The 24,199-nt window shown below is 37.8% G+C and carries 22 protein-coding genes; 4 read left to right on the top strand and 18 right to left on the bottom strand.

The features are described 5' to 3' along the window. Positions 1 to 126: 126 nt before the first annotated feature. The 14 genes from FCS21_RS12645 to FCS21_RS12580 all read right to left on the bottom strand — a co-directional run bounded on the left by FCS21_RS12645 (position 127) and on the right by FCS21_RS12580 (position 13,892). The gene (locus tag FCS21_RS12645; RefSeq protein ID WP_138623910.1) at positions 127 to 2,346 is read right to left on the bottom strand and encodes a transglutaminase TgpA family protein; all 2,220 of its coding nucleotides are present in this window, start codon (positions 2,344 to 2,346) and stop codon (positions 127 to 129) included. Continuing rightward, positions 2,343 to 3,365, bottom strand: coding sequence for a DUF58 domain-containing protein (locus FCS21_RS12640; protein WP_138623909.1), 1,023 nt, complete (start codon positions 3,363 to 3,365; stop codon positions 2,343 to 2,345). The genes FCS21_RS12645 and FCS21_RS12640 overlap by 4 nt, the downstream gene beginning before the upstream one ends. A gap of 72 nt (positions 3,366 to 3,437) precedes the next feature. Further along, positions 3,438 to 4,472 (bottom strand): AAA family ATPase, encoded by a 1,035-nt coding sequence (locus tag FCS21_RS12635; protein ID WP_246047234.1) that lies wholly within the window; start codon positions 4,470 to 4,472, stop codon positions 3,438 to 3,440. 114 nt (positions 4,473 to 4,586) lie between these two features. Further along, positions 4,587 to 5,639 carry a 3-deoxy-7-phosphoheptulonate synthase AroG gene (gene aroG, locus FCS21_RS12630; protein ID WP_138623907.1) on the bottom strand — a complete coding sequence of 351 codons (1,053 nt, stop codon included), beginning with the start codon at positions 5,637 to 5,639 and terminating at the stop codon, positions 4,587 to 4,589. A gap of 249 nt (positions 5,640 to 5,888) precedes the next feature. Next, on the bottom strand, positions 5,889 to 6,149 hold the full coding sequence (locus FCS21_RS12625; RefSeq protein WP_138623906.1) for a DUF5062 family protein: 261 nt from the start codon (positions 6,147 to 6,149) through the stop codon (positions 5,889 to 5,891). A 224-nt stretch (positions 6,150 to 6,373) separates the two neighbouring features. Further along, the gene (locus FCS21_RS12620) at positions 6,374 to 7,045 is read right to left on the bottom strand and encodes a hypothetical protein (protein ID WP_138623934.1); all 672 of its coding nucleotides are present in this window, start codon (positions 7,043 to 7,045) and stop codon (positions 6,374 to 6,376) included. An 89-nt stretch (positions 7,046 to 7,134) separates the two neighbouring features. Then, a complete protein-coding gene (locus FCS21_RS12615; protein ID WP_138623905.1) occupies positions 7,135 to 8,067 on the bottom strand; it encodes a hypothetical protein in 933 nt (310 codons plus the stop codon). Beyond that, complete coding sequence (locus tag FCS21_RS12610; protein ID WP_371287241.1) at positions 8,057 to 8,416, bottom strand: cupredoxin domain-containing protein; 360 nt, start codon at positions 8,414 to 8,416, stop codon at positions 8,057 to 8,059. Before FCS21_RS12610 ends, FCS21_RS12615 begins: the two co-directional genes overlap by 11 nt. 22 nt (positions 8,417 to 8,438) lie before the next feature. Further along, a complete protein-coding gene (locus tag FCS21_RS12605; protein ID WP_138623904.1) occupies positions 8,439 to 9,953 on the bottom strand; it encodes an ATP-binding protein in 1,515 nt (504 codons plus the stop codon). 36 nt (positions 9,954 to 9,989) lie between these two features. Continuing rightward, entirely contained in the window at positions 9,990 to 10,718 is a 729-nt protein-coding gene (locus tag FCS21_RS12600) for a response regulator (protein ID WP_138623903.1), read from the bottom strand. A 47-nt stretch (positions 10,719 to 10,765) separates the two neighbouring features. Then, a complete protein-coding gene (locus FCS21_RS12595; RefSeq protein WP_138623902.1) occupies positions 10,766 to 11,683 on the bottom strand; it encodes an FAD:protein FMN transferase in 918 nt (305 codons plus the stop codon). Positions 11,684 to 11,744: 61 nt separating this feature from the next. Then, entirely contained in the window at positions 11,745 to 13,079 is a 1,335-nt protein-coding gene (locus tag FCS21_RS12590; protein WP_138623901.1) for a DUF3570 domain-containing protein, read from the bottom strand. Next, a complete protein-coding gene (locus FCS21_RS12585) occupies positions 13,079 to 13,342 on the bottom strand; it encodes a DUF4266 domain-containing protein (RefSeq protein ID WP_138623900.1) in 264 nt (87 codons plus the stop codon). Before FCS21_RS12585 ends, FCS21_RS12590 begins: the two co-directional genes overlap by 1 nt. After that, positions 13,329 to 13,892 (bottom strand): TlpA family protein disulfide reductase, encoded by a 564-nt coding sequence (locus FCS21_RS12580; RefSeq protein ID WP_138623899.1) that lies wholly within the window; start codon positions 13,890 to 13,892, stop codon positions 13,329 to 13,331. Before FCS21_RS12580 ends, FCS21_RS12585 begins: the two co-directional genes overlap by 14 nt. Positions 13,893 to 14,660: 768 nt before the next feature. On the opposite strand from FCS21_RS12580, the gene nhaD reads away from it, so the two are divergent. The 4 genes from nhaD (at position 14,661) to FCS21_RS12560 (ending at position 19,572) form a co-directional block, all read left to right on the top strand. After that, on the top strand, positions 14,661 to 15,905 hold the full coding sequence (gene nhaD / locus FCS21_RS12575; RefSeq protein ID WP_171035704.1) for a sodium:proton antiporter NhaD: 1,245 nt from the start codon (positions 14,661 to 14,663) through the stop codon (positions 15,903 to 15,905). Between the two features lie 204 nt (positions 15,906 to 16,109). Further along, positions 16,110 to 16,670 carry a CBS domain-containing protein gene (locus FCS21_RS12570; protein ID WP_138623898.1) on the top strand — a complete coding sequence of 187 codons (561 nt, stop codon included), beginning with the start codon at positions 16,110 to 16,112 and terminating at the stop codon, positions 16,668 to 16,670. 338 nt (positions 16,671 to 17,008) lie between these two features. Then, positions 17,009 to 18,673: an asparagine synthase B gene (gene asnB / locus FCS21_RS12565; protein ID WP_138623897.1), complete on the top strand. Its 1,665-nt coding sequence runs from the start codon at positions 17,009 to 17,011 to the stop codon at positions 18,671 to 18,673. Between the two features lie 218 nt (positions 18,674 to 18,891). Next, a complete protein-coding gene (locus tag FCS21_RS12560) occupies positions 18,892 to 19,572 on the top strand; it encodes a cytochrome b/b6 domain-containing protein (protein ID WP_138623896.1) in 681 nt (226 codons plus the stop codon). 137 nt (positions 19,573 to 19,709) lie between these two features. On the opposite strand, the gene FCS21_RS12555 is transcribed toward FCS21_RS12560, so the two are convergent. The 4 genes from FCS21_RS12555 to pyrD all read right to left on the bottom strand — a co-directional run bounded on the left by FCS21_RS12555 (position 19,710) and on the right by pyrD (position 24,104). Continuing rightward, the gene (locus FCS21_RS12555) at positions 19,710 to 21,605 is read right to left on the bottom strand and encodes an Lnb N-terminal periplasmic domain-containing protein (RefSeq protein ID WP_171035703.1); all 1,896 of its coding nucleotides are present in this window, start codon (positions 21,603 to 21,605) and stop codon (positions 19,710 to 19,712) included. 103 nt (positions 21,606 to 21,708) lie between these two features. Then, the gene (locus FCS21_RS12550) at positions 21,709 to 22,203 is read right to left on the bottom strand and encodes a DUF3015 domain-containing protein (protein ID WP_138623894.1); all 495 of its coding nucleotides are present in this window, start codon (positions 22,201 to 22,203) and stop codon (positions 21,709 to 21,711) included. 187 nt (positions 22,204 to 22,390) lie between these two features. Continuing rightward, positions 22,391 to 22,870 (bottom strand): c-type cytochrome, encoded by a 480-nt coding sequence (locus tag FCS21_RS12545; RefSeq protein WP_138623893.1) that lies wholly within the window; start codon positions 22,868 to 22,870, stop codon positions 22,391 to 22,393. Positions 22,871 to 23,093: 223 nt separating this feature from the next. Beyond that, the gene (pyrD, locus tag FCS21_RS12540) at positions 23,094 to 24,104 is read right to left on the bottom strand and encodes a quinone-dependent dihydroorotate dehydrogenase (RefSeq protein WP_138623892.1); all 1,011 of its coding nucleotides are present in this window, start codon (positions 24,102 to 24,104) and stop codon (positions 23,094 to 23,096) included. Positions 24,105 to 24,199: the final 95 nt, after the last annotated feature.

The following is a 24,199-nucleotide window of genomic DNA, read 5'->3' as shown; positions in this document are numbered from 1 at the left end:
CTTTTTCTGTCATTTTTTCTGTCATCGTGACTATTTTTTATTACGCTATAGTACCTACCCTACACTAACTGTTAAATATTTCAATTTTATGAACACCTATAAATTCCTCATAGTGGAGAAGATAAGTTACGAGGCTTTATGATTGTCACTTTTCACTAGATGAACAAAGTCATGGTATTGCTGCTGCATAACCAATAGCAACTCTGCTTGTTCGCTAGTTGACAAGCTCTGATAACACAAACGATTATAACTTGCGCTTAATCGGCTAAAGGCAATAGCTAACCGAGGATAGTGCGCTTGAACTTGCTGAGTAAAATCAGTCACTGTCATCGCCGCTGGCTTCTCAAGTCCATAGTTTGCTAATAGAGTTAATGCTTTTTGATACCATAACTGCCACTTTTTTAACGGTACTGTTGCTCGCTTAGGGCGATTAAAAAAGTCGATAGAAAATAAAATAATAGCGACACTAACAAGTAAAGAAAGCGTTAAAATTAAGGCGGTTTTCCATGAAGCCCTATGACCAAACCAGCGTTTAAATACATCCGTTTGCTGCTTACGAGTAAAACCAATAACCCAACGGGTCCATTGATAATCAAGCGCATCAAATTGTAAACGTAAAGTATTTAGCCAAGCGATATTTTTTAATTGATATAAACTAAATAGCTCCTGATTAAGGAGTGATTGCTCTTGCAGTAATTGCCTAGACCAGCCCGAATTAATCCGCTGGGGATCAACAGCACTGGTTGGGTCAATGCGAAGCCAGCCTTTACCTGCTACCCATATTTCAGACCAAGCATGAGCATCATATTGATAAATACTTAAATGACCTTGGCTAGACCATTGACCTGTAGAGCCAAGGATATTATTGGTGCCGTTATATTCTCCGCCTAAATAGCCGGTAACTAACCGTGCTGGAATGCCAGAGGCGCGCATAATAAAAGTAAACGCACTGGCATAATGCACACAAAAACCGGCTTGGGTTTCAAAAAAGAACTGATCTAAACTGTTATTTATCAATAATGGCGGTTGTAATGTATACGAAAAACTCTGCGTATTTATTCGTGCCAATACCGCTTGTGCCCTTGCTTGAACATTGGGGTAGTTATGCTGTAATTGCAGCGCCAATTGCTCCAGCTTAGGATTACTGCCTTGTGGGTAATATAAATTAGCAAGACGATTTTCCTTAGATAATGCAAACGTTAATGGCGCTGATAAATAACTCGTCAGTTGATATGACTTGGCTTGAGTAATCGTTTTTTCACTGCTAACGGTATAATCGTCATGACTGATAACCGTTTTATTTTCCTGATCAGATATCGCTGGCGCAAGGGTAAATAAATACCGTTGAAAGCTCGGCTCTACCGTAATTTGATAAGACAACGCAGTAACGCTAGTATCAATGCTATTAACAGCGAGAACACGCTTGTTTTTTGCGGTTAATTTGTTTCTCGTCCATTGTTTACCATCAAAATTTTCTAATACCATTGCACGCCAATATAACTGCGAATAAGGGGGAACGGCTTGTTGACCAAAATCAGCACGAAAGGCCAATGCTGAGGAACGCGATAAATTAGCAATATCTCCTGGTTTAACCCGGTCAGACAAGCCTGTTTCTGCCGACTGTGTCAGTGGTACTTGCCAAAAAGGTGATAGTCGAGGGAATACTAAAAAAAGAACTACCGCCAACAACACACTCTGCGCAAGTAACATAATAATCACTTTAATATGGGTAAAAAATGACCTTACTGGGGTGAATAATTGCAACAATACCGCTAAATTAATAATCAATAAAGCAAGCGTGATCAGTGACGACGTTAAATTTTGTCTAAAAATGAGTGCCGATGCTAGAACAAAGAGCCCTAACAAAAACAATTGGTAAAAATCACGACGATTTTTGAGTTCAAAAGCTTTAAGCACATAAGAAAAACACAGTAAATGTACCATACTTGCCAGTATACCGACCTGATTTGCTTTAATCGCAATCACTATACAGCCAAGTACAGCAAACACCGTCAATAAAATAGATGATACATGAGTAGTGAATGGCTTATTTTGTTGATTTTGTAACTGATTATCGAGGTGTTTTCTTAATTGATGGTTTTGATGAACGGCTTTAATACTGGCTTGTTTTTTATTGTTATGAAGTAAAAATGCTTGCCATGCCAGTAACACTGAAATGATAGCCAGCAGCCAAGTACTTAACTCGAGCGCAATAACGGCAATATTTAAGCATTGACACAACCATAATAACCAAGCATTTTTTCGATGCAAACTAAACGCTATTACGCGTTTAGTTTGAGTACTTTCTTTTACTTTATGTTTTGCTTTAGCGTTGAAAAAAATCATCGGTATAATGCTAACGCAGTCAAACAATCTTGTTGATGAAGAACGCCAACGTTAGGCGTAATAGTTAACGTTTCATCGCCCGTCTCTGTACCAAGTACTAAACCAAAGGATTGATTATTTGCCGTTAGCTCTGTAATAAGAAAACTTAAATAAGCCAATTTTGTTTCAACATTATTACCCGGCATACTATCAAGACTTAACCACGTGAGTGTGGGCTGGTTTGCTTGATAATGTTTTGAATAGTGCCCTTGGCCTTTAGCCATTTGCTTCCAAGCAGTACGCGCCCTTGACTCCCCTTTAACAAAAGGTTTTAGCTCGAAAAAATCGTCTGTACCAAGAGTCGCCACTGTTTGACAATGCTCATAACTGGCTTCATTTAATGGCGCTGATAATGAGTACTGCTGATAGTTTACGTACTTGGGTTTAGGGTAAATAATAGCGTAATGACCAAAATCTAACATGGCTTTACTTTTAAAAATACCTAAAGAATACTCACTAAATACGCTAACACGACCTAAGTAGTGCTTACCTCGTGTAGAGGATTTATAAGGTATTTTTATTAGGTGACTACCTTGGTGACACTGAGCTATTTTTTCTACCGTACTGTTTAGCGTACCATCGCTAAACTGAGCATTAATATCATAATGTGTTTTTTTAGTGGTAATGTTAATGACAAAATATAATACGTCATCGGCATAACCTTGTTGTTTTGCCTGACTATAACAGCGTAATTGCGATAAATTATAAAAACTATGCAACATGACACTCATAAATAAGCTTGCCAATAAGTAACTCAACAATAAAATAATATTATTTTGATAGTTAGTGCCAAGTACAAACACCAAGATAACAAAAGCTACATACGATAAACCAAAGCGCGTTGGGTATATGATAATATTAGCGCTGTTTAGCTGATGTTCATCACTTTTTGGCAGCCGTTTTGACAGCCAAGCCTCAACATGTTTATCAATAAAAGTACTGATTACAGTAGGCAGTAAAAAATGTTTTTTTGTTGCCATCGCTAAGCCTTGTTTTGTCTACGGGGAGTTAAGAGTTATCATTACCCTCAAGTAATTACCTGTAAGTCATTATCAATAAAAAAGCGGGTTTATCACATCAACACTATTGAGCACCTGATTAGCTAAACTATTATTGTTAGTAGAACTCCTAGCTAGTTGTTGATTAGGATGTATTTCTAAGCGGTGTTGGCAGACAGCGTAAAAAACTGCTTGCACGTCATCAGGTAAAACATAATCACGGCTATCTATAAAAGCCATCGCTTTAGCTGCTTGTAGTAATGCTTTTGAAGCTCTTGGTGATAAAGGCTTACAATTAATTTCTAAGTCACTTTGTTGGCTACCTTGCTGAGTATATGCTCGCCTACTAACATGACTTAAGGCAATAATATAATCAATAACCTCATTAGATACGTGAATTTGAGTCACCACATTTTGCATAACTCGCAGCGCTTGCTCTGTGATTATTACCGCACGTTCAGCGTTATCGCCTGATGGTGTTTGCTGGGTTCGCTCTGTGGCATTGAGTAACATTTTCTTTTCTGCGTTTATATCAGGAAAACCTAACGATAATCGCATCATAAAACGATCAAGTTGTGACTCTGGTAAAGGGTAAGTCCCTGCATGAAATAAAGGATTTTGCGTAGCAATAACAAAAAAGGGCTCTGGTAATTCATAAGTAATACCATCGATACTTACTTGATGTTCGGCCATGGCTTCAAGTAATGCACTTTGTGTTTTTGGGCTGGCTCTATTAATTTCATCCGCGAGCACCACCTGGTTAAAAATAGGCCCTTTGTGTAGCTTAAAACGCTTAGTCTCTTTATCAAAAATGGAAAAGCCGACAATATCCGCGGGTAATAAGTCATTGGTAAACTGAGTACGTTGATAGCGTAAACCCAGTGTAGCGGCTAACGCATGAGCAAGTGTTGTTTTGCCCATACCGGGTAAATCTTCTATTAACAAATGCCCTTGGGCAAGTAAACAGGCAAGCGCTAACCGACAGGCTTTTGGTTTACCTAAGATGATGGATTCAAGGGCAGTTAACATAGCCGTAATAGCGTGCTGACTGGCCTGAACTTGATTGATAACGGACGATATTTGTGGCATAAAAAAACGTCTATTTAACAAAGTTAATAGACGTTTTATCATAAATTAAGTACAAAGGGAATGGCGAGTACTTCGGCGATACTACCCCGCTAGACTCTCGATGTTATACTAGCTTTAGCTATTTCTACGGTCAATAACCGCTTCATTTAACTGACTTAATAATTTTTCAGTATCATCCCAACCAATACAAGCATCGGTAATACTTTGTCCGTAAACTTCGGCTTTACCATTAACAAGACTTTGATTACCTTCAACTAAATGGCTTTCAACCATTACACCAAAGATATTGTCATTACCTTTACTAATTTGCTCACTAACATCGGTAGATACGATTAACTGATTTTCAAATTTTTTGCTTGAGTTAGCATGACTAAAATCAATCATCACTTTAGTATTTAAGTCTGAGGTCGCTAACTGCTCAGTTACGGCGCTAACACTTTTAGCATCAAAATTAGTTGTTCTGCCACCGCGTAAAATAATATGGCAATCACTATTACCTGTGGTTTCAACAATGGCCGCATGGCCAAACTTATTAACCGATAAAAAGTGGTGTGACGCTGAAGCTGAGCCAATGGCATCAATGGCAACTTTAATGGTGCCATCTGTGCCGTTTTTAAAGCCTACTGGGCATGATAACCCTGATGCTAATTCACGGTGAACTTGTGATTCTGTGGTACGTGCGCCAATAGCGCCCCAACACATAAGGTCTGCCATGTATTGTGGCGTGATCATATCTAAAAACTCACCGGCGGTAGGTAAACCTAGATCATTTAACGCGACTAACAGTTCGCGACCTATGCGTAAACCATCATTTAATTGAAAACTATTATCCATAAAAGGGTCATTAATTAAACCTTTCCAACCAACGGTAGTACGAGGTTTTTCGAAATAAACACGCATAACAATTTCAAGACTGTCTTTATATTTTTCACGTAACTTTATTAAACGTTGGCCATATTCAAGCGCCGCTTTAGGATCGTGAATAGAACAAGGACCAATAACCACTAATAAGCGATCATCCTTACCTTTAAGAATATTGTGAATAGCAGTTCTACCTGCCACCACTGATTGCGTTGCTTGTTCTGACGCGGGAAAACGCTCTAATAAAGCAATTGGAGGTAATAGATCTTTAATTTTATTGATGCGTACATCGTCAGTTCGGTACATAGTGAGCTCTCTACTGCTATTTCGTTGTTTATTCATCATCAATAGATGATTATTCATTAATAATAGATAATTAATCGATAGTTAATTAGCATTCCAATATTAATTTAGCAGTGTTAATGTTTGAATGCTATGGAAAATTGTCGTTAAAAGTAAGTTTTTAGAATATTTAGTCTAACAGGGTAATAATTACCTTTATCATAATTAACCTCGTTCATTTTCAGCGCAAGAAACTCGAGTGCTAACGTTTTATTATTTCAGTAATTCATGCCCGGCTGGTAACTGTTTAGCGATCCACAATGCCAGTTTATGTTTCATGTTGGGTTGATCTTCACTATCAACGGCCAGTGGTTGAATAAGTTTGTCGTTGACTAATAAACGATAGAGGCTTTCTACTTTATCTTTCGCTGAATTGGTCGCCGAAAAACTATTATAGCCGCGATTAACGGCGTACCTTTCACCAATGGTTAATGCTTTTTTCAGTAATTCAGCTTCATTTTTTAATTTTTTCATCGCATATCTACCTTTTAGCAAAGTTTATGGCTATTACCATGCGTTAAAAGTGACGTAAATACAAGTGTAATTAACGACATAAAACATTAAATATGATTGATAAACAAACAATTAGGCAACGTATTGATAACTTGGGGGTAACTCGCTTTAAAGTCAGTTTACTACTGTGCACCACAATATTGTGTACAGAATAGAGTACTCAAAAATGGCGACAGTAAGTATCACTAAAACTCATATTCTATCGCTAAGCGCAATATATGCCCTTGGCTTTCATTATTGATTCCCGTAATAAAAGCCGCCTCCCACTTAATCTGTTTTTGACCACTAAACCGTTGAATACCCATAAACGCAGGACCTAAGCCAAGGTAGTTTTCACCGGAATAGACTTCAATCGCTGGTTGAAATTGTTCAAGATGACGAAAGCGATATTGTAATCGAAATTCAGTTTCTATTTCATTGGGTAACGTATCGCCCCACTCATAAATTAAAAAAGCATTTAACGTCAGACTAGTACGACCAAACTCCTTTTCCATAACCATCCCTGAGGTTAGTTCCCAATTGTTTTCTTGGTGCTGCTTTTCAACTTCAAACAACATACCCCAATCGGCCCAATACTGTCCCTGTTCAGTTATCATCCAGCGCGCTTCAACTTCATAAGCACTTAAAGAAAAGTTATCATTTTTGTCACGTTGACCAATAAGGTAAAACTCCAACATGACATTGTCGGTGATTGATTGGCCATAAGCGATTTGGTGCGCTAAATCATTACTGACACCATTTTCGCGCTGGGCAAGCATACGCCATTCAACTTCTCGCTCATTAGGCAACACGTAAGGATGATAAACTTTATCAACTACAACACCATCAGCAACCCCCCTACTTGAGAAGAGCACCATAACAACACATAGACTATGTATTAGCCAAGCATAACTAGATCTACTTTGGCTAGGTTGAGCGTTGACATACTGATACTTAAAAATAAACATTACTCAGTCCCATTGGTTAAAGTCGCATGGTGGTGTTTGTAAGTGATAAATTTACCAACAGATAATGGCAATAGAATAGCGCTAATATAAACCGCTAATTCCATAGCAGAGGGTGTCGCTTCATAACCAAATAAAATAGTAAGGAAATAACCAAGCTCTGAGTCTTCACTAATAAGGTAACTAGTACTCCATAAATGGCTATTACTAGCGATAATATCGACTTGTTCAAGTAACTGTAGCCCTTGCATTAATTGACCGACACCAAATAATAATAACAAGTAACTAGCCACTTTACTGGTTGGTTTTTTATCTACTGTCATCAAGAAAAAATACAATAAAATAGCAATACTTAAACAAATACCGGTGCCAATAATAATACCCATAACGATGCCCGCATAGAACGGAGTAATAGACATGCTTTGAGTCGTTAAGCTCTTTAGATAAAAGCTAAAATAACTACCGTGAACAGAAAAAACTAATAATAATATGGCAATATTTATCAGACTGTTCTGCCAAGTAACGCGGCTATCTTTATGGCGATTAATAAGCGGTTTTTGACTGATTAAAAAGGCCAGTATAATAAATCCATAAATCAAACCAAAGAGTATTGAAAAAATTATTTCTAGACCGTTACCGGTAAATAGTTGGCTAAGACTTGGCATGTAGTAACTGAGTAAACAGACGATAATAAAGGCAAAAAAACTTGTGTTAATTACGTTGGCTAACGTAATGGAATTCGTTAACTTAGCTGCGCTAATTACTGACAAGTCATCAAGGTGACTGACTTGTTCTGTTTGCTTAGCGATTGTTTCATCGCCTGTATTAGCGGACCTCGTTAAAAGGTTTTGCCGTTGCAGAGCAAGCAATAAACTCACCACTAAAAAAATAGGGAGTAGGCTCTGTAATAACACTAAAACGGTATTAATTAACATTATTAGCCTTCTTGGTAGACTTGGTCAGTACTGCGTCACTCACCGTAATGACGCCTCTAGCACTATTAGGATGATACTCACCAAAAAACGTATAATGCCCTGGCGGCAGTGGGCCAATATAAATAATGGCTTGTTGCTGAGGAAAGAGTACTTTTTCTCGATTAAGTGAAAAGCTATCAAACTCTTCAACACTGTCATCTTGATTATCGATAATAAGTTTTATTTTTTTATTGGCTGGTATGATCATTTCGGCCGGATAAAAAAGATGATTTTTCAACACAAGCTTAAACACTGGTCGCTGCGCCAACACGCTCGCACTTACCATAAACAGTAATATATAGCTGGTAATAAAGCTTATTTTAGCGACTATTTTAAACACCTTTGTCTCTAGCCTCTCTGCTCTTAGGTTGAACCTTATCTTCAATATTTTGCGTAAAAATCACGGTCACCTTAAGTCCACCTAGCGATGCTGATTGAGACAATATAATTTTGCCTCCGTGCATATCGACTATATGCTTAACTATCGTTAAACCTAAACCACAACCAAATACAGTTGAGTTATGTTGATCGCCGCCCACGCGATAGAAGCGATCAAATACACGGTGGTATTCTTGTGGCGCTATGCCCTCACCTGAATCTTCAATAATAAGCTTCACTTGACTACTTTGCTTATCTGCCTGTAGTAGGTACTTTGTACTGACCTTGATTTCACCCTTGTTTGGTGTGTATTTAGTCGCATTAGCGATAAGGTTCGTTAACATCAGTTGCAGCGACATTTCATCGCCGTTAATCATTATATCATCAGTGATTAAGGTAATGGTTTGTTCTTTATTATTGATATCTTGGTAGAGGTCGGCAATAACTGATTGCACTAATGGCTTTAGTTTAACCCGCTGTTGGTGCTGATTTATTTGATCCGGATTCGTGCGATTTAAATGCAGTATTTGATCAATGACATGCCCCATTCTGTCAACACTTACCGTAAGTGGTGCAATTAAATTTGCGGCGTTGTCTCGTCTATTATTTGTGGTGTGCTCTATTATATTATTTGCTAAAGAGTCTGTTGAATGACTGTGTTGTTGCGCATTTGATTGGCTTTTATTTAGTGCTTGTGAGAGGTTATGCACATTTATTTTTAATACGCTTAATGGTGTTTTCAACTCATGAGCCGCATCGGCAGCAAAATGTCGCTCTCGCTGGAATGCTAAGTTTAACCGCGCAAGAAGTTGATTTAAGGTAGTAACAACACGGCTTAACTCGGTATTTTCAACCGTTAATGCTAGCGGAGTAAAATCATTACTTTGTTTATTGGCTAACGCTGTGCTGAGTTGGTGTAGTGGTTTTAAGCCTTGTGTGATGATAGCGTAAATAAGCAGTGACAATAAAACAATAGCAATAATCATCGGGGTAACCGCTGCAAGAATAACCTCTTGAGCCAACAAAAATTGTTTCTGTAGCGGTTGAGCAACCATAATGACCAAGGCTTTATCGTTTGCTGTACTGCTATTAGCGTTAGTCGCTAAATAAACGGCCCGCCATCGTTGCCCTGAAAAATTGACTTCACCAAAATGAGTAGACGCCAGCGGTATAGCCTTTATTGGCATGATGGGCTTGGTTGGCGAGTTAGCACTTTGGATAACTAAGCGATCTCCTTGCCATACTTGAAAAGCAAAACTAGTCTGCTGTTTGTCCACAACAAGTTGTTGTTCGTTATTGTTAAAAGTTTGATGAAGACCTTTTACTATTTGAGCAAAATCAACTAACTGTTGTTCAAATGACTTTTCCGCGCGCGCCATACTAGCTTTATAACCTTGAATAGCGGCAATAAAAGTAATTAATGTTAATGCAGCAACTAAGGTCAGTACTAAATAACGGCGAATGCTCATAGAATAATGTCGATGTGATAGCTCATTTGCAGGTGATTAACCTTTAGGATGATTAATAATGTAACCCACACCTCGAACATTTTGTATAAATTTAGTCGGTAGGCTTTTTCTTAATTTGTGAATATGTACTTCAACCGCATTACTTAACACCTCTTCCCCCCAATGATAGAGTTTAGATTCTATTTGCTCACGTGATTGAATACGTCCTGCATTCTCCATCAATGCCTTTAGTACCATAAATTCTTTTTTTGAAAAGTGTACTTCAATGGCATTATCTTCACTGGCATTATCTTCACTGGCATTATGTTGCTCCGCATTATCACTAGCGCATGGTGCTAAAAAGACCTTATGGCCTTTAGTATCTAAGCTAACACGGTCAACTGTTATCATTGAACTGGACGAAGTTCCTAAGCGTCGTTCTATTACTCTCAACCTGGCCAATAATTCCTGCATATTAAAGGGTTTTGCTAGGTAATCATCTGCACCATAATCTAAGCCTTGTACTTTACTATCAATAGTGTCTCGAGCGGTTAAAATTATCACGGGTAGGTCATTTTTTTGCGATCTAATCTCTTTCAAGACCATTAAACCATCCATATCTGGTAAACCTAAATCAAGCATCACCATATCATGACTCGGTGCTGCTAACGCTATTAACGCCTGCTTACCCCGTGAGACATGGTCAACGACAAAACCTTCTCGCTCTAGAGATTGTTGTAATGCCTCTGCAAGTCCCTGGTCATCTTCTACTAATAAAATTCTCATGCTGAATGCTCGTGATAAGTGCTTATGGTAAGTTTGATGGTAAATAGTTACCTTCGTGCCCAAAAAGTGATGTTTTGCTCGGTTAAAAACTGTTCGGCATGTTCACCTTGTAATAAAGCTAAGGTTGCTAAAATTCCCGCTTGAATGCACTGCGGTGCGACGGTGGTAATAGAGCGTGGCGCATTCACAATAGGCCACCCCGTTTTTGCATTGATTACATGACCATATCGAACACCATTTTTGATTAAATAACGTCGAGCATCTCCACTGGTTGCTAGTGCACCCTGGCTAAGTGCAATAATCATATCTTGTGATTGCCCAGGTACCTCTCGGTTTGGGTTTTCAATAGCCACTTGCCATGCTTGATTGTTAAGTCTCGCACCGGTTACTGCTAAATCGCCACCTAAATTAACTAAAATAGGCGCATCCGTTAATTTTTTGGCTAATAATAAGCAGCGATCAACAGCGTATTCTTTACCTATGCCGCCAAAATCAAGCTCCATATGTTGTGGTAAAGTAATACTGTGTTGATCATAAATAACGCTCGGCCAATCGACAAAATCAAGCAACTTATTAATATCGGCCGCATTAGGAAAGTGTTGACACTCGCCGCTAACGCTATCAAAACGCCATACTTTTCTTAGAACACCTGAGCTAATATCAAAAAGTCCGTCACTGAGTTGATAGCATTGCTCAGCGAAATTTAGTAGCAAGTAGGTTTCTTGATCAATAGCAATGTCATGACCATTACTGGTATTTATTTTGCTACAAATACTGGCGCTATCATAACGACTGTATTTTTGTTCAATACGCCACACTTCATCACTAACACACTGAGCAAGCTGCTCAACAACATGCTTATCTTGCGTTTGTATGAGCACTTCACAAGGACTTGCCATGGCATTAAAGCTAATGCGATAGTTGTCTTGTGCTTGGCTTACTTTAACTGAACGTTTTGTTAGCATGTATTGAGATACTGATATAATTTAGCCTACTATCTTACCTAAGAATGATTATTAGTGCAGCTTAAAATGAATAACTGACTTGAGCAATAATCGCTTCAACAACCGGATAGACATCGATACTATTTAAGCCGTCGGGATCAACAAACCCTGCATTGGTAGGCATTTGACGGTAATATTCCAACCTAAAAGAAAGTTCATTACCACCGTTAAGCACGACACCATATTTTGCGCCTACGGTTACTGCTGTCATTTCACCAATACGATAGTCTGTACTAATAAAGCCCGTTGGCACTTCATCATCCATAATGTATGGTTTATAAAAGTCCGCTGCACTTTGTTGATAAAAGCGAATATGTGGCTCAATATAACTTACTCGACCAATAGGAATAGTAAAGCGCGAGTCAATGGTATGAGAGTTGATACCCCAATCATCCCACATGTAACGATAAGAAACATCGGCAACGGTATTTAGTAGGCTATCATCAAAATGGTATTTAGCCTGCATAAACGTACTTTGTTTTACCCGTGAGTCGGGCCGGTTTTCATAAATATAATCTTGCGCTATACCTTGATTATTTAACACACTAGCCACTTTAAACGGATCCGTTAAATAACCATCAACCATTGAATAAGAGTAATTAAACGCGGTGATCATGCGGCGATTAATTACCTGGGTAAAGCCCACAAGAACATCTGCTGTGGTTTTATCTTCACTAGTGCCTAGTCGAGTTTTAGCAAACTCTTTATCCCACTCAGGTGAACTTGAATCACCCACTAGCATAGACGAAAGTGGTTTTGGAATGCCTCCTTCAGGGGTAAAGGTATCTTGAAAATAACTTAGTCCCATTGAAAAGGTAGAGTTTTTATTATTAAAGTCATAAGCTACATTACCATTAACACCTAGCGATAAATAATCATACTCTTTGGAAAAGTGTCCGCCGACACTGCCAGTAAGGTTATCCGCTATAAGCTGAGTCCATTGGGCATTTAATTGCACACGCGTATCGTGAAAGGTATCATCAAGTGGTGTTTCACCAGCGGCGATTTCATACTGTCCGTTACCTGAAGGACGAGTAAACGTTTGTGCTTGGGGCTGTGCAACAGCACCATTAGCCGATGCGCCTGTTAACGCATCAACAGTGATTTTTAACGCCAAAATTTCGCCATCATCAAAGGTTTTGGTACCCGCGAGAATACCTTCACCTGCTGTGACCCTATCGGCTTCAGAATAGAGTAAAAAGGCACTGTCAAATTGCCATTCATCAACCTCTTTGGCTTGCACTACTGGCGCAGTAGCAACACTAGTGCCCAGTAATGCACTAGTCGCTAAAGATAACGCCGCTTTGAGATGATTTTTTTTATTCATTGTTTTTGATTTACCGTCTAAATTGCTCATTAGTTACACCCACAGCCGCCGCCACCAAAGCTCTTACCACCGCTTGAGGCTTCTTTTGAAAAATAAATGTGATCATCTAAAGCAGCATCAACAGGGCTAGACGTTAGCGCCATTGCTTTAGTTGCCAATAAATCACGTTCCCATGGCTCTACACCTAAACTGCTGCAAGCGCTAAGGTTAAGGGTAATAGCGGTTAATAAAAACAATTTGATTTTAGGGTTAACGTGTAAAAACGTTTTCAATACGGGTTTATAGACTTGCATGGCTAGCTCGCTTGATTTTATTTGCTGATGTAGTAGGAATATTGTTGATTGTAGAGTTTGTCACTGTAGACAGTGTCGTAGGTGACTCATTAAGCAACTGTTTGATTTCACTTTGATAATTATCTATTTTGCTGGTAAAAAAACCACTGTGACGATAAGTAATAACACCATCACGGTTAATTAACATACTGGTTGGCATCCCCTGAATCCCAAAGTGCTTAGCGAGACTACCTTTACTATCAAAGATAACAGCGAATGATGCCGGGTTTGCTTGTAAAAATTGATTCGCCTTATTTTTATCCGCATCAACATTAATGCTGATCACCGTAAAGCCCTGCGCTTTATATTGCTCTTGTATTTTATTCAGCCAAGGAAAAGACTTAACACAAGGACCACACCAAGACGCCCAAAAGTCGATATAAACCACTTTACCGGTTTGTGCTAACAACGCTTGTTCAAGCTGCTGTTGAGGGCTAAGGGCTTGTTCGGCCGATACCGCTGAAAAGGTGATGCTTAGTAGTACGACAACCAAAGCGAGTGTTTTTTTCATTATATCTCTCTCGACACTATTTAATATAAAGCTAGTGTTACAAGAATAGTTAAGTAAACTTAACTAAAACTTAAGAATACTTAACGCTAAAGAATTGATGATCTTTAGCGATTTTATTAGCGCTTTTTATTGCGTATTTATACAAGACAGAGCCCTTCTCCTCTGGTGAACTCCCATAAAAAAGCGATGATGACGTCCCAATATCAAACCGAACCGGGTTAAACATTTGTTAATGCTCAGTTCAACTGCGCTTAATTATTACGCTAATAGCATAGATTATCATTCCCTTAAAAGTCACTTGTGTATATACTGCGCGGCTATGGCACTAATTCAGGGTTCACTCAAATAATGACTACTCATAAAGCGTTAGCTTTACTGTGTTGTTTATTATGCTTTTGCTTTTTAAGCACGAGTTATGCACAGCCTTACTTGGTGCAAGCTCAAGTAACTAATGATGTTTATTATCATCTTTGTATTGATGAGCAACCTGAACCCTATCTATTTGTTAACACTAATATCACTATAAATACTAGCCGTTACCTCGACCTAGTTATTAAAAAAAACGCTCTCAAAAACAAACAAAGTCAGGTATTACCTTGCTGTAATCGTGGACCACCGTTAGCTCATTAGGTAAACAGCAATCAATACGATATGTGCTACACATAAGTAGCATTCAACGAGTATCGCATTCCCTTTTAATTAAGCCGGACTGTTCACTAACAATTAATTTGTTATAACAGCCAACTTAGCGCGTTAGTAGCCCTTATTATGATTAATACTGTTATTCTTATCTTAGTTATCATCAGTTTTTTGATGATTATTACTGAAGATATAATTCACATCAACAAAGCAAAAACAACACTCTTTATTGGTACACTTTGCTGGATGTTGGCTTTTATTTTTCCAATAAATAATAGCTTAACCAGCAACACCACCCATCAACTTAATGAAAACTTACTTGAAATTGCCACCTTATGGCTCTTTCTTATGTCTGCAATGACTTTTGTTGCTTACTTAAATAGTAAAGGTTTTATTTCAGCACTAGTACAAAGAATATTGCCAAAACAAATATCTGAACGTGGTTTAATGTTCGTTATTGCTATATTCGCTTTTGTATTTTCTTCTTTTGCCGATAACGTTACCGCCACCTTAGTCTCTATTGCCGTGGTAATGAATTTACAATTAGAGGTAAAGAAACGCTTAAAGTATGCCACGTTAATTATATTTTCAGTGAACAGCGGTGGTGTCTCGCTTATTACCGGTGATGTCACTACCTTAATGATATTTTTAGAAGACAAAGTAACTATTGCTAACTTACTAATTCTTGTCGTGCCATCATTCTTAGGTGTGCTAACGCTTGCCACCTTATTATCGATGAAACTTACCGGTGAAGTTGAACTGGCTCAAACTCGCATTAAAATTGATAGATCCGATATTATTATTGCCGTCATTTTTGTGTTAACTATTTCAGCAACGTTATTAGCTAATGTGTTATTTCAAATTCCACCGGTATTAACCTTCTTATTTGGTTTATCTGTCATGTTTTTAGTCGCTAATATGCTGCCTAATAAAAACAATAAAGATGCTTTAAACTATATACGTGAAGTTGAATACGATGCGCTGCTGTTCTTTTTAGGGGTGTTATTACTGGTAGGTATTTTAAAAGAAATTGGCGTACTTAATGGTTTTACTCAGTTATATCAACACTTCCCTGCGATTGGCGTTAACTATTTAGTTGGCTTTATGTCATCTGTGATTGATAACGTACCGTTAACCGCTGCCTTATTAAAATCAGAAGTTGAGATGAAAACTACTGAGTGGTTAATGTTAACTTATGCTACAGGCGTTGGTGGCTCAATTTTAGTTATTGGCTCTGCCGCAGGTATTATCGCGATGAGTAAAATTAAAGAGTTAAACTTTATTAGTTACTTACGTAATGCTTTCTATTTAATTACCGCATACACGGTAGGTTATGTTGGTGTTTATTTTGCTGCTAACTGGCTGATTGCCTAGTATAAAAACAGGCATAGTCCCCTTGCATATAAGGGGGGCTAGGCTTAGTTAAGTGGCATTTATTTTTACTCATTAACACTAAATAACGCTCAAAAAATTTATCATCTTGAAAAAAAAATAATTACACAATATACAAAATAACTAGTGTTACATATACTTAAGCCTATTAAGGGCTGATATATTTTACTAAATTAAGAGGTTATTATGAAAAAATTACAATTATTTGATTTAGATTTAATCGACAAAGTCGTTTCTCCTGAACATTTTGAACAAACAACGTTAACATCTCCTGCTAAAAATATATTTACTGATTTTAAAACTCATAAAGCACTAGTCATTGAAGATTCTACGCCCGCGGTTGAAGCATTAAATTTAATGTTTCAAGCACACGTTAGAATGCAAATAGTGTTATCAAAGACTAATGATTTCATGGGCATTATTAGTACTGAAGAATTATCAGAACGATATATCGTCGCTGAAGTGGCTAAAGGCACTGATCGAAAGGATGTATTGGTTAGTGATTTAATGGTACCAAGAGACATGCTGCATGCGTTTGATTTTGCTGAACTAGAAGTCGCTACCGTTAATGATGTAGTGGCTGCTTTAGAAAATTATGGCTTACGCCATTGCCTAGTTTTAGATAGAGAACATCATCATATCAGAGGTGTTATATCATCTAGCGATATTGCGCGAAAACTACATTTACATATAGACATTTATGGAAAATCTTCTTTTAGTCATATATTTAAAGTAATTAACGGTTAACAACTACTGCTTGTTAATCTTGGGGAATTTAGTGGACGTTTACCCATGATAATTAACTACCTAAATTAACCACGAAAGCCAAACAGTGATGAAAGTGGACGATAAGAGAAATAATTAATGACTCTTATCGTCCACTTTTTGTTCTTTCCCGTTGCCGTATAACAATGGGTGTAAAAACTTTACTTTAAAAGTCTTGTTTTTTTCTGTCAATGTGGCACTGTATCACCTCTGAGTATTTACTTAACCTACTTATTTAACTTATATATTTAGTCAACGTACTCAACAAACATAGTAAACTCACAATTCAATTCAACAATAATTAAAGGAGTAGCGCTTCAATGTGTTCGATCTTTGGTATATTAGATATAAAAACAGGTGCTGATGCACTTCGTCCTATAGCGTTAGAATGTTCTCGTCTTTTACGTCACCGCGGTCCTGATTGGTCAGGTATTTATCATAGCGAACATGCCATATTAGTGCATGAACGTTTATCTATTGTCGATACTGAGCATGGCGCTCAACCGTTATACAATAACGACAAAACCAATGTATTAGCCGTCAATGGTGAAATTTATAACCACAAAGCGTTAGCGAGCAAGTTAAACGTTGATTATGATTTTCAAACAGCCTCAGATTGTGAAGTAATTTTACCTTTATATGAAGAATTTGGTGTTGATTTTGTTGACAAACTGCAAGGTATGTTTGCTTTTATTTTATATAACGAAAAAGATAATTCATACTTAATCGCCCGCGATCATATTGGTATTATTCCGTTGTATACTGGCTATGATAGCGAAGGAAACTTTTATGTTGCTTCAGAAATGAAAGCACTTATGCCTATCTGTAAAACAGTAAGTGAATTTCCTCCTGGGCATATTTTAGATAGCCGTGTTGGTAAAGTACAAAAGTACTATAAACGCAACTGGCAAGATTACGCTGCAATAAAAGACAACACCACTAGCACCACAAAAATTCGTGAAGCGTTAGAAGAGTCGGTAAAAAGTCATTTGATGACTGATGTACCTTACGGTGTATTGTTATCGGGTGGTTTAGATTCATCATTAATTTCAGCGATTACCCAAAAATTTGCGGCTCGTCGTATTGAAGATAATGATTTAGCTGAAGCATGGTGGCCAAAAGTGCATTCTTTTGCCTGTGGTCTTGCTGGCTCACCAGACTTAATTGCCGCTCAAACAGTAGCCGATAGTATTGGTACTATTCATCACAGTGTTATTTTTACTGAACAAGAAGGTATTGATGCACTTAAAGAAGTTATCTATCATTTAGAAACTTACGATGTTACCACGATTCGTGCCTCTACCCCGATGTACTTAATGGCGCGTAAAATCAAAGCTATGGGGATTAAAATGGTACTTTCTGGCGAAGGTGCTGATGAAATATTTGGTGGCTATTTGTATTTCCATAAAGCGCCAAATGCACAAGCGTTCCATGAAGAACTTAACCGTAAACTTGAGCGACTACATAAATTTGATTGCCTACGCGCTAACAAATCCATGTCGGCTTGGGGCATTGAAGCACGTGTACCATTTTTAGATAAAAACTTTATGGATGTTGCGATGCGCATCAACCCTGAAGATAAATTATGTGGCAATGGTAAAATGGAAAAAGCTATTTTACGTGAGTCATTTGAAGGTTACTTACCTAAAGAGATTTTATGGCGTCAAAAAGAGCAGTTTTCTGACGGTGTTGGTTACTCATGGATTGATGGCTTAAAAGCCCATGTTGAAGCACAAGTGACCGATAAACAACTTGAAAATGCCAGCTTTAGATTTCCAGTAAATACCCCTGATAATAAAGAAGGTTACTTCTATCGTTGTATTTTTGAAGAAAGATTCCCGTTAGCCTCAGCTGCTGATTGTGTTATTGGCGGTAAGTCAGTCGCTTGTAGTACTGAAGAAGCGCTTGCTTGGGATGAAAGCTTTAAAAACAATGCTGATCCATCGGGTCGCGCGGTATTAAGTGTTCATAATGAAAGTTACTAACACTCTCTAACCCTTAACTAACCGCTTATTAAGTGCATGGTTGTTAAGGTAAATAGCGATAAAAAAGCCGATAATTATCATTATCGGCTTTTTTAATGTCTAGGTTGTCATTATACATTTGGTCACTTAACATCAACAGACAACTTGAGTAGAATATCACTATGGCTTATCTAGGCTTTATTAACTTAACTATTTATTAACTTAACTAAGGTTATCACGTGACAAAAAAATACCTCATTTGGGATTTACCCTTACGAATTTTTCATTGGAGCTTTGCTGCCACTATACTCGGCTCTTGGTATACCGCGGAGCAAGGTGATGATTTAATTGATATTCATATGCAATTAGGTTTTGTTGCTTTAGCATTAATTGTTTTTCGAATTTTATGGGGTGTGGTCGGTCCTAAACATGCGCGATTTGCACAGTTTATTCCCTCCCCTAAAAGACTGATCAATTATGTGCGCAACCCAAACAGCAAAACACCAGGTCATAACCCAATGGGAGCTTTAATGGTTGTGTTAATGATAGTACTTATCTCATTACAGGCGGTCAGTGGGTTATTTATTAATGACGATGTTTATTCATCAGGCCCTTATTATGGCAGTATCAGTAACGACTTAGAAAAAATAATGTTGTTTATACACCATAATGTTTTTGACTTTATGATTGCCGCTATTGTCTTACATATCGCTGCTATTACTTTTTACTGGCGGGTTAAGAAAGATAATTTAGTGGTACCGATGATCACCGGTAAAAAAACCGCTGAGCAAGTGAACGCATCTGACGCTATTCCTCATTCAAAAATACTGCTTGGCTGTATCATCGCCATCGCTTGTGCGGCTTTTGTGTACTGGTTAGTCGTTATTAATGCACCGGTTATTGAAGAGTTTTATTTTTAATAGCAAGATTAATAATAAGCGAAGTAGCGACTAATTTTTCTGACATCACTGGTGTAATTTTACTAACACCCGTTAGCAGGATTTAGTCCGCTACTTATAGACTCGTTAATAGAGCTGATTAATAAGCATTAAGTTCTTTAAAAGTAACGACGGTATTCCAGCGTAAACTCTTGAAAAGCCTTATTATCATGTAGTGTACTTTCAACATGATGAAAATCTGCTGAAAAGCGTAAACTATCATTATCACCAAGTTGCACACTTTGCTGTAAACTTACCCGACTACGTTTGGTTTGGTCGAATAAGAATTGATAATGCTCTGCTTCAATTAATAACGTACTTTTAGGCCAGTAATAGAGAAACCCGGTATGTAAGCCCGGTGCAACTGATGCATAAGTATCAAGCTTACCATTAAGCTCTAGTCTACCTGTGGCAAATAAAAATACATAACTATTGTCTATCGGTTGGTAACTTACACCACCACCACCAGAGCCTTGGGTGATCAGTACTTCTTTATCTAATGTCCATTGTTGCTCAATACTAATATTCGCTTTCCAAGACCAAGGAGAAAAGTAGCTGTTTCTTGCGGATAACGAGACAATATCAAGTAGTTCTATGTTTTCAACTTTTACCTTACCTCCTTCATAAGCTCTGATCATCACGTTAACCATATTCAATGACATACCTTGATAATAGCCAGGCATAGGATCAAGTAAATCGTGAAAGCTACCTCGGTATTTAAATTCGACAAACGAGTTACCTAAGTTTTGCCCGATACTAACACCTAACATATCGGTTTTATGCCCTTTGTCAGGTCTTTGTGGCTGTTCAATAGGTATAGTAAATGTTACTGGGTTTTCATTGAGCTGTTTTAGTAATAAAAAACTGCGGCGCGTGGTCGCTTTTGGTCGACCATTAAAGGTGTTTTGATAGCGTAAATAACGATAAGCACTATCAACAATAAGTTGTTGTTGTGCTTTAGGTAAATCGGTAAATACCTTTTTCTCTAACAGGCTAATATCTTTAGATAAAGCCAGTGTAATATTTCTTTCTTCATCTGTTAACATCGCCAGTTGTGCTTTTAACTCAGTCAATATTGAAGGGCGGTAATGTGTTTGCGCAATTAAACCAGCGTCTTCGACGACTCTGACCGTATCTAAGGGCATAGCAGTAACAGGAAAATGGTTAGCTAGATATAAATTTGGCCTAGCTACGTCAAGTAATTCAAGTAATCGAAATGAACAGTTCTCATCAAAAAAGTAATATTCAAAACTGATGCCTTGTAGTTCCCAAATATGCGCTAACATGGTGTTTATTTCATCACGAGTTAAGTTAAGTTGGTATTCCCACAAATCTCGATTTTCTAAACGGCTGTATTCTTTAATTTTTTCAAAATATGGGTTGGCGGCAAAATAACCGGGATAACCACCGGTTAACCCTCGCGCGGCATATAAAAAACCGCTGTCCCCTTCAGATACCGTGGCACCAAAATTTAATGCGTAAGAAAGATAAGTTGAGTCTTGCTCTACACTGGCGGGGTCAAAGCGTAAGAAAGTATGCCCGTACATAGAGGAAGGACTGTTTAATTGCGCTGATGCAAAAACGAGTACTACATTGGCGGTATTTAGCTTATTTCGCCAATCGACATACTCTTGACAAATAGCGGGCTTAACCTCTTCACGTAAGCCTTTTATCTGTGCCAATAAAAAAGCACTTCTGGCGGGGAATTTACATTGTGTTTCCGCGTTATTTTTTAATGCTGATATGGTGGCTCTTAATTCACTTTCAGGATGGGTTGCGCCATCACTGGCTAAAAAGAAATTCACATCATCAACGTAACTTTCTAACGCACTCTCTTTTGAATGGGAATTAATATGTAATAACGCACGCCAATGGTCAGTTTTAGATAACTGAGTCAGTGTTTTGTCACTCACTTCAACCAGTTGTTGATGTGATTTTTGAGCTTGTTGTGAGTAAGCTTTTACAGAGAAAAAAACTATTAATGTTATTAGAAAAAGAACCGCGTTACGTTTCATAAAATTATAATTAATCGACATGTTTGTGCATGAATTGACATTAAATCTAGCGAATAAAAAAGGCTACTTACCGTAGCCTTTTTTCATGGGTAAATACTGAGTATTAAACGGTGTATTTAACTAACGCTGCATCATTTTTCATTAAAGAAAACATTGAGCTTACTACATGCTCTGTTGTAGCGTTTTCTGAAGGAAATAATGTATTAAAGTTGTTGTGTAGCGTCGCTTTAAATAATGCACGATCCGCTTCTTTAACACCTAAAGAAACAGCAAGAGCAGTAATAGCTTCACCGTCGCCGCGGGCAACATCTTCACTAAACTCGTCCATAATCATGCTTAAGTCGATCATTTCTTTGCCGCCATAAGTCAACGTACCCGTGGTCGAACAACCATTAGTACCAAATGACATACCAAAAGTGTTATTACCTGTAGAAGCATTTGTTGTTGCAGCAAGTACATGGCTAGGAGTGCCTGATTGACCAGCAAAAAGCATGTTACCCCAACCACATGATTGGCTACCTGGTGCATCTGCTAAAGCGGCTGTAGACACTAGTGAAGTAGAGGCTAACAATGTTGATACGATTAATAGTTTTTTCATAATAAATCCCTATAAAGTTATGTTAAATAATACTTATTTTATAATACAAGCGACTTAGTCTAATACATATATAAACTAAATTCTAGGTAATAATGGACGTATAACAATAGAATTTTAAAAGTAGAATATAAAAAAGCCCTCGACGTATGTGAGGGCTTTAGGGTAATAATCTTAGCAGGTGCTAGGGTTATTCTTCTTTATAATCATCATGGCAACCGCCACACGTTTTACCTACCGCGCCAATGGCTTGTTTAAGAGTGCCTTCATCATTAGATTTGGCTGCAACAATTAATGCTGCTGATGCTTTAGTTAATTTATCAATACTTTGACCGAAATGTTCTTGATCTTGCCAAATTTTATTTAAAGCTGAGGTTTTCACGTCAAATTTTGAGGTATCAACGCGTGTATAGTCTGCAATCATTAATGATAGTTGATTGATGCGAATAGCATTTTGTTCAACTACTTCAGCATTAAGCGGTATTTTACCCTTAGCCATTGCACCTAAAGGACCCATATTACTGCCTAATAGTTTAAAGACTGACTGACGTAATTCAGTCGCTTTAATGGCATGTTTTTCAGAGCTTGCTGGCTGCGCCATGCTAATAGTTGCTGTTAATAAACTTGCTGCTACTGTTACCGCTACAATACTTTTTTTCAGAACACTCATCGGTATACTCCCTTAAATAGTAGTATTACGTAATAACATTACTCACTAATAATACTTACTAATATATATGAATTAATTATATGTTTTTTATTGGTATTAACCGTCTATCTTAACGCAATGTGTGACAACTTCAAGTAGTTCTAATACCAAGACTTAAAAAGTTGTAATGTCCATTAGTAGCCTTGACAGCTAAACACTGAGCCATGATAAAATATCACAAAGCCTATAAACCATTAACTATGTTTTTAACTAGAGGCGGTCCTTGGTAAATAAAGCCGGTATACACTTGTATTAAACTAGCACCTGCTTGCAATTTCTCATTAGCATCGTCACTTGATGCAATGCCACCTACGCCGATAATGGGTAATTTATTATCAAGTGCTTCACTTAATAACTTAATCACTTGCGTGCTTTTATCTTTAACCGGCTGTCCACTTAAACCGCCTTGTTCATCACCAAATTCTAACCCTTCAACACCTTCTCGTGACAAGGTGGTATTCGTGGCAATAACGCCATCAATACCATTATCAATTAACGATTTGGCAATTGACTTCACTTCATCGCTGCTTAAGTCTGGGGCAATTTTAACAGCAAGGGGGACATACTTACCGTACTTTTCCGTTAAAATGCCCTGCTCGGCTTTTAACGCTGATAATAATTCATTTAGTGCATCACCATATTGCAATGAACGTAAACCGGGAGTGTTTGGTGAAGAGATATTCACGGTAATGTAAGAAGCCAAATCATAGACTTTACGCATACAATGCAAATAATCATCTTTGGCATTTTCTTCAGGTGTATCTTTGTTTTTACCAATATTAATACCTAGCACACCGTTAAAATTAGCCGCGTGTACTTGTGATACTAAGTAGTCCACTCCTTTGTTATTAAAGCCCATACGATTAATAACCGCATTAGCCGTTGGTAATCTAAAGATACGTGGTTTGTCATTACCCGGTTGTGGACGTGGCGTTACCGTGCCCACTTCAACAAAACCAAAACCCATGGCTGAAAAAGCATTAATACACTCACCATTTTTATCAAGACCTGCAGCCAAGCCAACCGGATTTGGAAAATTAATCCCCATAACGGTAACTGGCTTATTTTGTACTTGTTGCTTGTAAAGTCTATTAAATGGCGACTTCCCTGTGCTTTTTAAGCCTTTAATCGTTAATTCATGGATGGTTTCAGCGTCAAACTGAAAAAGTACTTTACGAATGGCTGGATAAAACATAATGCCTCGATTGCAAATAATTGAAATAAAAAATCCCCGCTAGGCGAGGATTTTATCAGTTAAACCGAGCATTACAATAAACTTGCTCTGTTTGG

Origin of the sequence: Colwellia ponticola, assembly GCF_005885605.1 — a bacterium.
Lineage (GTDB): Bacteria > Pseudomonadota > Gammaproteobacteria > Enterobacterales > Alteromonadaceae > Colwellia > Colwellia ponticola.
The sequence above is the reverse complement of the archived record's forward strand: the minus strand, read 5'-3'. Positions and strand labels throughout refer to the sequence as shown.